This window comes from Alteromonas sp. D210916BOD_24 (assembly GCF_047159385.1).
GTDB lineage: Bacteria > Pseudomonadota > Gammaproteobacteria > Enterobacterales > Alteromonadaceae > Alteromonas.
Genome location: NZ_AP038333.1, coordinates 2,457,624 through 2,468,315, shown reverse-complemented (window position 1 = coordinate 2,468,315; position 10,692 = coordinate 2,457,624). Strand labels below are relative to the sequence as shown.

Sequence of the window (10,692 nt, the reverse complement as noted above, 5' to 3'; positions counted from 1 at the left end):
TTAAGGTACTGCGACAGTAGCTACTATCTTATCAAGTACATCGTTTACCGTAATCCCTTCCGCTTCAGCTTGATAAGACAGGATAATACGATGACGAAGCACATTGTGTACAACTGCCTGAATATCATCGGGACCGACAAAATCGCGGCCACTTAACCAAGCGTGTGCACGGGCACATCTGTCTAAACTGATGGTCGCGCGAGGACTTGTTCCCATGGCTATCCACTGGGCTAAATCGGCGTCGAATTTGGCCGGTTGTCGGGTAGCGACAATCAGTTGTACCAGGTATTGTTCTAGTTCAGGGGCCATATAAAGCGATAATGCTTCTTTACGGGAAGTGAAAATATCCTGCTGGGTCAGCGTTGGCGCAGCTACAGGTGGTTCAGATAGGGCTTCGCCGCGGGTTAGACGCAAAATTTCAAGCTCTGTCTCTGCACCGGGATAATCAATATCCACATGCATCAGAAAACGGTCGAGTTGGGCTTCCGGTAAGGGGTAAGTACCTTCCTGTTCCAACGGGTTTTGCGTGGCCATGACTAAAAATAAAGGGGGCAGGGGATACGTTTTGCTCCCCACCGTAATTTGCCGTTCTGCCATTGCCTCAAGTAGTGCCGACTGCACTTTTGCCGGGGCGCGGTTAATTTCGTCAGCAAGTACCAGGTTGTGGAAAAGCGGCCCTTTTTGAAAAACAAATTCGCCTGTTTCCGGGCGATAAATATCGGTGCCGGTCAAGTCAGCAGGCAGCAGGTCTGGCGTAAATTGCACACGGTGAAAGTCGCCATCTACGCCATTGGCCAACGCGTTAATCGCGCGGGTTTTGGCAAGGCCTGGCGGTCCTTCAACCAGCAAGTGACCGTCAGCCAGCAGGGCAATGAGAAGACTTTTAGTTAGCGCATGTTGACCGATAATTTGTTGATCTAAATATGCATGTAGCTGTTGAAACTGCTTTGCTGCCATAATGCAAAATTCCGTTTGAGTTCTCGTTATAAGGAAGTGTCAGTTGTAGTAAAGTGAGTCAAAATATCGATGCATTTTTTACGAGTTTTAACATTACTTTGACGCAGACATTAAAAAAGGCGTCAACAACAATGACACAAAACAGACTATGTTTTCCATATAAGGTTCATTCTTCTATTCTTCAAGTCGTCGAGTTGCATGAAACTTACGATATTTAACAAACCATCATTTGCTGCGAAGGCATGATATATTTATTTAGGGCTACCTGAGCGGCATAATTTGCTATTTTGTTCATTGTTTGTAAAAATCGGGTGCATTACAGGTCAGACCACTTAGCGGGGATGGAATTATCCATTTCAAACAGGTCAAAAATTTAGGTGCATTATGGCAACAAAACAATCAGTTACCACCCGAGAGGGTGATCGCATCGCCATTGTCGCAGGGTTACGTACTCCCTTTGCAAAAATGGCAACATATTTCCACGGCGTACCAGCGGTTGATTTAGGTAAGATGGTCGTAAACGAACTTCTGGTTCGCCATGGTGTTCAAAAAGAATGGGTAGATCAAGTGGTCTATGGTCAGGTTGTTCAAATGCCTGAAGCACCGAATATCGCGCGCGAAATTGTGCTCGGTACGGGGATGAATGTGCATACTGATGCGTACAGTGTTTCTCGTGCTTGTGCGACCAGCTTCCAATCTACTGTCAATATTGCTGAAAGTATGATGGCAGGTAACGTACAAGTAGGTATTGCTGGTGGGGCAGACTCAACTTCAGTGTCGCCTATCGGTGTATCTAAAAACCTAGCGCGTGCGTTGGTCGATCTACAGAAAACCAAAACGTTAGGCCAAAAACTGAATATCTTTAAGCATTTGAAATTGAAAGATCTTGCCCCTGTACCGCCAGCGGTGGCTGAGTATTCAACAGGCCTTTCAATGGGACAAACTGCTGAGCAAATGGCAAAAACGCACCACATTTCCCGTGAAGATCAGGACAAACTGGCGCATCGCTCACACAGTTTAGCCGCACAAAGTTGGGAAGAGGGCAAGTTATCTGATGAGGTGATGACTGCCTATGCCGAACCTTACAAAGGTGCACTGGAGCGAGACAATAACGTACGCTTTGACTCTAAGTTAGAAGGTTACGCGAAGCTGCGTCCTGTATTTGATAAGAAATACGGCTCGGTAACAGCTGCGAATGCTACGCCATTAACTGATGGTGCATCAGCTGTATTGATGATGACGGAAAGTCGTGCCAAGGCATTGGGATACAAACCGTTAGGTTATATCAAGAGCTATGCCTTCGCTGCTATTGATGTGTGGGAAGACATGTTGATGGGGCCTTCTTATGCAACCCCAATTGCACTTGACCGCGCGGGTATGACGTTAAATGACCTGACATTAATCGAAATGCACGAAGCGTTTGCAGCACAAACCCTAGCAAATGTGAAGATGTTTGCCAGCGATAAATTTGCCAAAGAAAAACTGGGCCGCGACAAAGCCACCGGCGAAATAGACATGGACAAATTTAACGTAATGGGTAGCTCTATTGCCTATGGTCACCCTTTTGCAGCAACGGGTACCCGTATGATCACCCAAATGCTTAACGAACTTAACCGTCGCGGCGGTGGTACAGGTCTGCTCACTGCATGTGCGGCAGGTGGTTTGGGTGCGGCCATGATTGTGGAGACAGAATAAGATGAGTCAGGATCAAGAAATGACAAACGATACAAAGCCAACATCTGGTGCGTTTACCCTTACCAAACAAGATAATGGGGTAGCGATCCTTAGCATGGATGTGCCTGGCGAGAGTATGAATACGCTGAAAGCAGAATTCGGCGATGAAATATCCGCCATGCTTGATGATATCGAGAACGACAACAGCATCAAGGGTGTAGTACTGACAAGTGGTAAGCCTAGTTCATTTGTTGCTGGTGCAGATATCTCTATGCTGGCAGCGTGTAAGACAGCAGAAGATGCCACTGCGATTGCCGCCGGTGGACAAGCCATTTTCGATAGAATTGAAAACATGAAAGCGACGTTTGTCGCCGCTATTCACGGTCCTGCATTGGGTGGTGGGTTGGAGCTTGCATTAGCTTGTCACTATCGTGTTTGTACCGATGCTGGCAGTACTCAGCTTGGCTTACCAGAAGTTCAGCTTGGCCTGCTTCCGGGCAGCGGTGGTACCCAACGTCTACCTCGTTTAATTGGTATTCAACAAGCCATGAAAATGATGCTGACTGGCGCGCCTGCACGGGCTAAACAAGCCAAGAAGTACGGTATTGTTGATGAAGTTGTGCCGCACAGCGTATTACTTAACGTGGCTGAAACCTTCGCCCTTAAGCGCAAACCAGAACGCGAAGCCCCGCAGAAAGGGGTAGTGAACAAACTTCTGGAGAATACCGGCCCAGGTCGTGGAATTCTGTTTAAAAAGGCGCGTGAAGCGACCTTTGCAAAAACCAAAGGTAACTATCCAGCACCCGGTTATATCATTGATGTGATAGAAACCGGCATGAGTGACGGAATGAAAGCTGGCCTAAAAGCCGAAGCGGAAGCGTTTGGGAAATTGGTCATGACGCCTGAGTCATTCCAGCTGCGTCAAATTTTCTTTGCCACCACTGAAATGAAAAAAGAAAACGGTGTGGAAGGTGTCAAACCAGAAAAGATGAAGAAAGTAGGCGTGCTGGGTGGCGGATTGATGGGCGGCGGTATCGCTTATGTCACGTCAACTAAAGCGGGCGTGCCTGTGCGAATTAAAGATGTTCGTGCTGAAGGTATCGCCAACGCAATGAAATACAGCTACGACATTCTTAACAAAAAAGTCAAAAAGCGTTTTATGCGCAACAGTGAGATGCAAAAGCAACTTGCATTGTTGACGGGGACGTTGGACTACAGCGGTTATCAGGATGCAGATATCGTGGTTGAAGCTGTATTTGAAGACTTAGCACTTAAGCAAAAGATGGTCGCTGACATTGAAACAAGTTGTAAAGAGAGCACTATTTTTGCCTCAAACACATCGTCTATTCCGATTACACAGATTGCTGAAAAAGCAGCTCGTCCAGAGAATGTTATTGGCCTGCACTATTTTTCGCCTGTCGATAAAATGCCCCTTGCAGAGGTTATCGCGCACGACAAAACCTCTGATCAGGTTATCTCATCTACCGTCGAGTTTGCTAAAAAGCAGGGCAAAACCCCTGTTGTGGTTAAAGATGGTGCTGGCTTCTACGTCAATCGTATTCTAGCGCCTTATATGAATGAAGCCGCCAATCTTATTCTAGCAGGTGAGCCAATTGAGCATATCGATAAGTCGTTAGTGAAATTTGGCTTCCCAGTAGGGCCGGTTAAGCTTCTTGATGAAGTGGGTATCGATGTAGGGACTAAGATCATTCCTTTCCTAGTGGAGGCTTTTGGTGATCGTTTTACAGCGCCCAGCGCCTTTGACAAAGTACTTGCCGATGATCGCAAGGGTAAAAAGAATCAAAAAGGGTTCTATTTATACGAAGGCAAGAAACCCGGTAAAGAAGTGGATGAAAGTATCTATACCCTTCTTGGGCTGTCTCCAGCTACTAAGCTAAGTGAAAAAGAAGTGGCCGAGCGATGCGTACTCATGATGCTGAATGAAGCGGCCCGTTGTCTTGACGAGGGTGTTATTCGCAGCGCTCGCGATGGTGATATTGGTGCTATTTTCGGTATAGGTTTCCCACCGTTCTTAGGTGGTCCTTTCCGATATATGGATACATTGGGTATTAAGCATGTCGTCGCCAGATTAAACCACTATGCCGCCGCTGTGGGAGATAAATTTACCCCTGCCGACGTATTGGTCAACATGGCTGAAAACGATCAAACTTTTTACTAAAAAGTAAACAAACCGTTAAAAACCGGGCTTTGCCCGGTTTTTTTATATGTAATGTTTATTTTTGCTGGTTTATTATTCATTTTTGGGTTAAATTTGCGCCAATTGAAAATGGGGCAGTCAAATTATTGACGATTTTTTTCAAAGACTTATCTATAGAGTCAAAAATTGACGCAGTCTAAGATAGCTTGGGGAGGTTTTGTGGTTGTACTTGCTGTATTAAGTGTACTCTGTGCCATTTATTTTTACATCGAGGCATTTAAGTGGGGTATGAGCGCAAAAAAATGGGCGCTAGCAGGTTTTATTCTTGGTCCAATTTTACTTCCTATGTTTTCGATTGCCCGCCATGTCCACTGGCGTAATGCCGTCGGTTTTAATAATCTTTATCTCGCTGCTTAGCTGCTTATTTTTACAGCTTTCATAGCAAGTTTCAAAGGTAAATAGTCGCTTACACGCCCCAGTCTGATTCACTGACTAGTACGCATAAAAAAAGAGAGCTATGCTCTCCTTTTTGGAAATTTCGCGCTATCGCATTAAGGGCGACCATACCCACCAATTGAACCAATGCCAGTCTTAGGACGAGTGGTTTGAAGTTCAGTGACAGTCTCTTGCTGAGAGTCAGAAGCTGGCTTTGCACCTTCTTGCTTATCTGCAACAACTGGAGTGGAGGTAGAAAGTACAAGTGCAACTGCATACTCTTTTAACATGTTATTATTCCTCTGATTTTTTTTGAATGAACAAACAAAACCGATAGATGCATTTTGCTACCGGTATCAGGATATAGCCATAACTGTGCCAGTTGTAAAATGTATTTTAAAAACAATGCTTTACGAGTTTTTAGTTGAAGGGGCGTCATGAACTTGACACTAAAGTATAATAGCCGTTTGGATAGTATCAGCTTTTTGGCGTCTCAGAACATAGAGTGTAGGACATAGCGCTTAGCGAGTAGGACGTAGATCTTAAAGCATAGAGCTAGAGCATAGAACAAAAAGAAATGGGAACCGAGTATACGCTTTTGCGCATAAGTTGCGCGTAGAGAGTATCACTTCATACCGCTGTAATTGCCATGTGTATGTCAGTGAAAGACTATCAGTGGGCGCTGATAGTCTGTTGCTCACAACGGCTTATAGATTAGAGTGACCGAGTAAGTTGTGAAGTTTATGATTTTCAGAAAGCAGTTTTTCAAAGCGCTCGGCATTTAATGGACGACTGTATAAAAACCCCTGTAACATTTCACAATCGTAACGCCTTAATATATTCAATTGTGCTTCTTCTTCCACGCCTTCCGCTACCACTTTTAACCCTAAGTTGTGGGCAATACTGATGATGGCAGCGGCCATGTGTCTGTCCACATTGCTAACGGCTATATCGTCGATAAAGGCTTTATCAATCTTAAGGGTGTTGAGCGGGAAGCGCTTTAAATAGGCCAGAGATGAATAACCAGTACCAAAGTCATCCAAGGCCAGGTGAATACCGCGTTCTCGTAAACGGTTCATCATTCGAAGCCCGTTTTCAGGGCTGGCCATTAGGGTGCCTTCCGTAATTTCGCATTCTAAATGAAGAGGGGATAAGCCTACTTCATTTAGCACTTTGTTGATCCGTTCGTCTAAATCGGGCAATTCAAATTGTTTGGCCGAAATATTCACCGCAACCCTGCCACTAAATAAACCTTGGTTTACCCAGCGTTTGGTATCTGCACAAGCCTTGCGAAGTACTTGTTCGCCAATTTCGATTATTTGACCGGTTTGCTCAGCTAAAGGAATAAACTGGCCTGGGCTAACAATGCCTTTTTGAGGGTGCTCAAAGCGCACCAGAGCTTCCATACTGACCAGCTTACCTGTAGCGATATCCACCTTAGGTTGATAATACACGGTGAATAAGTCGTCTTTTATTCCTTGTCTTATCAAGTTTTCTATTTGCAACTGGCGCACGGCATTTTGATTCATTTCACCACTGAAAAATTGATAACTGGATCCGCCGTTGTTTTTGGCAAAGTACATGGCGGTATCGGCATTTTTTAACATTTCCTGCGGGGTAGTACCGTCATCTGGGAAAAATGCGATACCGATACTGGCACCTAACACAAACTCTTGTTTATTGATAATGAAGGGGCGGGAAAGGGTATCTAACAAGTTTTGGGCGTAGTGGGTTACCGTGTGGATATCCGCATTGTTTTCCATTAACACACTAAACTCGTCACCACCCAAGCGGTAACAGGTTGCACTCTTGCCCGTAATGCGCTGTAAGCGTTTGGCAATTTGCTTAATTAAAATATCCCCGGTTTGGTGACCCAAAGAGTCGTTAATTTTCTTGAAATTATCCATGTCAAGGCACAGTAAGGTGTGTTGTGCCCCTTTGCGAACAAGGTTTTGATGACTCGCCTGGAAAAATGAGCGGTTAGGGAGTTCAGTAAGAGGATCGGTATTGGCTAATTTAAGTAGCTCTTTTTCAGTACTCTTACGGGATGTAATATCACTGAATACGCCAACAAAATGACTGATTTTACCGTCTTCGTCATGTACCGCATCGATATTGAGTTCCATCTCATAGCGCTCGCCGTTTACGCGAACACTTTCTACTTCACCAGACCAATTGCCTTTTACTTTTAAGGTTTTTTTAATTTCTTCAGTGAAAGCATCAGGGTACAAATGGAAATGCATATAGCTGGCCAGTGCCTGATCTCTTGTTTCACCTGTATAAGCGCAGTAGGCATAATTAACGCTGATAAATTTAAATTGGGTATTGGTAATAAATACCCCTTCCGAGATATTTTCAATTGACCGTTTAAACAGGTTTAACTGTTCTTCAGCCTCTTTCAGATGATGAATGTTTTTTAACGTACCCGTCATGCGCACTGGTTGCTCATTGTGGTCGCGCTCAACCACTTTGCCCCTGTCTAAAATCCATATCCATTGGTTTTTAAAGGTTTTTGCACGATAAGCAAGTTCGTAAAATTCACTTTTACCTTCAAGGTGCTCACGTAAGGCCTCTTTAACCCGGCTGATATCGTTAGGGTGAATGTTGGCATCATAAGCACCCATGGTCCGAATGTCGTCTTGAGGGAAGTCTAAGGTGCCCCAGGTGTTTGCTCGATACACCTGACCGCGATATACATCCCAGTCCCACAACTCGTCACCAGAGCTCCATAAGGTTAATTTAAGCCGCTCTTCTGATTCTTTAATTGCCAGCTGATTGGCTTTGCGAATTTGGTACTGGCGTACGATAAGGGCAAATAACGCAGATGCCACTAAAAAGTAGAAGACAAGAGCCACTGTACTTAACCATGGCGGCCTGGCAACGGTGATCTCAAGCAATTTGCTGTCTGACCATTGTTTACGTGGTTCTTTCGCCTGCACTTCGAAGGTATAGTTGCCAAAAAGAATATTGTTAAACTGCGCGGTTCGATCAGAGCTGGTATATGTCCAGGTATCGTCAAAACCGACCAAACGATAGCGATAGGTGGTTTGCTCAGGGTAAATCGGATTTAACAGATAAAACGACGTGCTGAAACGGGTTTCATCGTAGTGAAGGAAAACGCGTTCGCCGTATATGACATTTTGTTTTGAGGGAGAGTAGCTTTCTTTTTCACTGTGAAGCACGTGATTGTTTTGTGCATCTGATTCTGCCGTACCAAACACCTTAAATTCTGATATTTCAGGTTTCAGAGTTTGTTGGGGCTTACCCTGAGCATAGAGGGTTTTGCGGGTAATTCGGTTATAACCCTGCATCCCCCCAAAATAAATATCGTTTCTGGATGAGGCAAATACGGAACTCTCACCAAGCGAGTTATAGTGAAGATCGGAATTAGGAAGGGTAATGACTTCCTCTAATTCGGGTAATTTTATCTGGTGTATGCCGGCCGAATCGACATACCAAATGCTGTCGGAAATGCCCACTGAAGAAATAATATGGCCAGTTCCATCATTGCGCTCTTGATGTTTAATGACTTCTAATGAGGCCTTGTCTATCATGACGACACCATTGCCCCGTGTTGTTACCCAGAACGCTTCTGATGTTTCATATACGCCATAAACCAGTGAATTGATGCCGTTAGAAGAATCAAAGCTTTTAATGATTCTATTATTGGCCACAGAAAAAACGATAAGTTTTTCTTGCCCTCTTAGCCAAAGCCTGTCGCTATTGTCCTTAAAGATAGGAGTGAAAACTGAAATGTCTGTTTGACTTTCTAAAGTTTCAACATTTAATGCTACATCACCATTGTCAGAATCGGTCAAGGTAAGCCTTTGTGGGCCATTGCCGTCTGCCCAAAACCACACTTCATTATCTTTCTGATAGAGAAAGTCGACAAACATGCCTTTGAACGCATGCTCTACAATAGATAACTTCTGGTTGTTATATTTTAGTATGTAAATACCGTTAGATGAAGCGACCCAGAAAATACCATTTTTATCAATTTCTAAGTCCCAATAAGTTACTGACTCCGGCAGCGTTGTGAATACATCAAAAAACTCTACTTCCGCAGTTTTCTCCTGTATCTGACCCACTCCCCGTTGCTGAGATACCACGTAGATATTTCGATCTGCGTCTTCTGCAAAACCCCATATGGCAGAATAGTCATCCTCCTGCTTTTTTGCCGAGTTGAAGACAGATTTATATCGGCTGGTGGCGTATTGCGGGTGAAAGCGGTAGGCGCCTTTCTTTAATGTGCTTAGCCAAATGGCTCCCATACGATCAATAAAAATATTTTTTATATCGGCTAAGGGTAACCCGGTTATTTCTTGGTTTATCTGATTCAAATGTATGAAGTCAGGGGCGAAATCATCACCAATTTCAGCAATGGCTGCATTTTGGATAATGAATAGGCCGTGTTTCGTCCCTACCCACACATCATCTTTTATAGCGAGAATTGAGCTTGTTACTAAATTTAATGCAGGTTGACCCAGTAATTCTCCCGTGATCTTTTTTAGCACCTGGCCAGATGCATTGATGATGTCGATACCATTGTTTGTTGCTAACCAGTAATTACCATTAATCGTTTTAAGGTCGTTTAAAGAATCAATATCTAATGCTATTCCCCAAGGGTTAACTTGGGAAAGGGGGTAAACCTGATTACTTTTCTTATCGAGAATAGTTATCCCTAAGCGATCCGAACCTAGCCAAATTCTCGACGCCTCATCGTGAATGGTATTAACGAAAACACGGTCTGCAAACGCTCTTTGAACGAATTCTACACGGTTGTGTTGTTTAGAAAATTTGTAAAGGTGGTTTAAATCAGTAAATAAAATATCACCCTCAATTGACTCGTTGAGGCCAGTAATAAAATCAGCTTTTAATACGGAGTTATCTTTATTAAATACTCTAAAATTGTCAGTTTCTGGCATGTACTTGGCTAGGCCTGCCTGTGTACCTACCCACAGTTCACCTTGAGAGTCGACAAGTAATTTGTAAACGTAGCCTGAGGGAATGGAGTTTGGATTGACATCAGAAGGGTGATACTGCTTTACATCGTAACCAGAGTAGCGATTCAGACCGTTGGCGGTAGCAATCCAGATGTAGCCTCTATGATCTTCGACAATATCTAGTACGGAGCTGTCAGACAAACCTTGACGTTTGCTAACCTGCTTAAAATTGAGATCGAAAATCTCTGTCGCTTTTGCAGGGAGAGATGTAATTCCCGACAAGACCAACCAGATGAGCGAAATTGAAAAAATTAGGGTTGAGCGCACCTACACACCTTTGGCATACGCCATTTATTATTTTTTTAGTTTTGCCAGCCGTATCCCTAACAGCCAGAATAATAAATATGCCGAATTAACGGCAGCGCTACAAGGACTTTTTATGATTATGCCGACGATGGGGTACTTCTTAATCAAACCGGCCCGAATCGCGTGGTTTTTTGCGCCCCAAAAGAGACATTTGTGACA

At 44.1% G+C, this 10,692-nt stretch carries 7 protein-coding genes; 4 read left to right on the top strand and 3 right to left on the bottom strand.

Annotated elements, in window-relative coordinates:
- Positions 1–957: an AAA family ATPase gene (locus ACMCM8_RS10780; RefSeq protein ID WP_412722628.1), complete on the bottom strand. Its 957-nt coding sequence runs from the start codon at positions 955–957 to the stop codon at positions 1–3.
- Between the two features lie 384 nt (positions 958–1,341).
- On the opposite strand from ACMCM8_RS10780, the gene fadI reads away from it, so the two are divergent.
- The 3 genes from fadI to ACMCM8_RS10765 all read left to right on the top strand — a co-directional run bounded on the left by fadI (position 1,342) and on the right by ACMCM8_RS10765 (position 5,206).
- Positions 1,342–2,652 (top strand): acetyl-CoA C-acyltransferase FadI, encoded by a 1,311-nt coding sequence (gene fadI, locus ACMCM8_RS10775; RefSeq protein ID WP_412722627.1) that lies wholly within the window; start codon positions 1,342–1,344, stop codon positions 2,650–2,652.
- Positions 2,653–2,671: 19 nt separating this feature from the next.
- Positions 2,672–4,810, top strand: coding sequence for a fatty acid oxidation complex subunit alpha FadJ (gene fadJ / locus ACMCM8_RS10770; protein WP_412722626.1), 2,139 nt, complete (start codon positions 2,672–2,674; stop codon positions 4,808–4,810).
- A gap of 198 nt (positions 4,811–5,008) precedes the next feature.
- The gene (locus tag ACMCM8_RS10765; protein WP_412722625.1) at positions 5,009–5,206 is read left to right on the top strand and encodes a hypothetical protein; all 198 of its coding nucleotides are present in this window, start codon (positions 5,009–5,011) and stop codon (positions 5,204–5,206) included.
- 134 nt (positions 5,207–5,340) lie between these two features.
- Here ACMCM8_RS10765 and ACMCM8_RS10760 read toward each other — a convergent pair whose 3' ends face one another.
- Both ACMCM8_RS10760 and ACMCM8_RS10755 read right to left on the bottom strand, forming a co-directional pair.
- Entirely contained in the window at positions 5,341–5,514 is a 174-nt protein-coding gene (locus ACMCM8_RS10760) for a hypothetical protein (RefSeq protein ID WP_412722624.1), read from the bottom strand.
- 417 nt (positions 5,515–5,931) lie between these two features.
- Complete coding sequence (locus ACMCM8_RS10755; RefSeq protein ID WP_412722623.1) at positions 5,932–10,494, bottom strand: EAL domain-containing protein; 4,563 nt, start codon at positions 10,492–10,494, stop codon at positions 5,932–5,934.
- Between ACMCM8_RS10755 and ACMCM8_RS10750 the strand changes: the two genes are divergently transcribed.
- Entirely contained in the window at positions 10,460–10,690 is a 231-nt protein-coding gene (locus tag ACMCM8_RS10750) for a hypothetical protein (RefSeq protein ID WP_412727784.1), read from the top strand. The genes ACMCM8_RS10755 and ACMCM8_RS10750 overlap by 35 nt on opposite strands.
- The last annotated feature ends 2 nt before the right edge of the window (positions 10,691–10,692 follow it).

Bases quoted from the DNA above. Each gene is read 5' to 3' on its own strand.
- ACMCM8_RS10780 (WP_412722628.1), bottom strand. From the start codon at position 957: ATGGCAGCAAAGCAGTTTCAACAGCTACATGCATATTTAGATCAACAA.
- fadI (WP_412722627.1), top strand. From the start codon at position 1,342: ATGGCAACAAAACAATCAGTTACCACCCGAGAGGGTGATCGCATCGCC.
- fadJ (WP_412722626.1), top strand. From the start codon at position 2,672: ATGACAAACGATACAAAGCCAACATCTGGTGCGTTTACCCTTACCAAA.
- ACMCM8_RS10760 (WP_412722624.1), bottom strand. From the start codon at position 5,514: ATGTTAAAAGAGTATGCAGTTGCACTTGTACTTTCTACCTCCACTCCA.
- ACMCM8_RS10750 (WP_412727784.1), top strand. From the start codon at position 10,460: ATGAGCGAAATTGAAAAAATTAGGGTTGAGCGCACCTACACACCTTTG.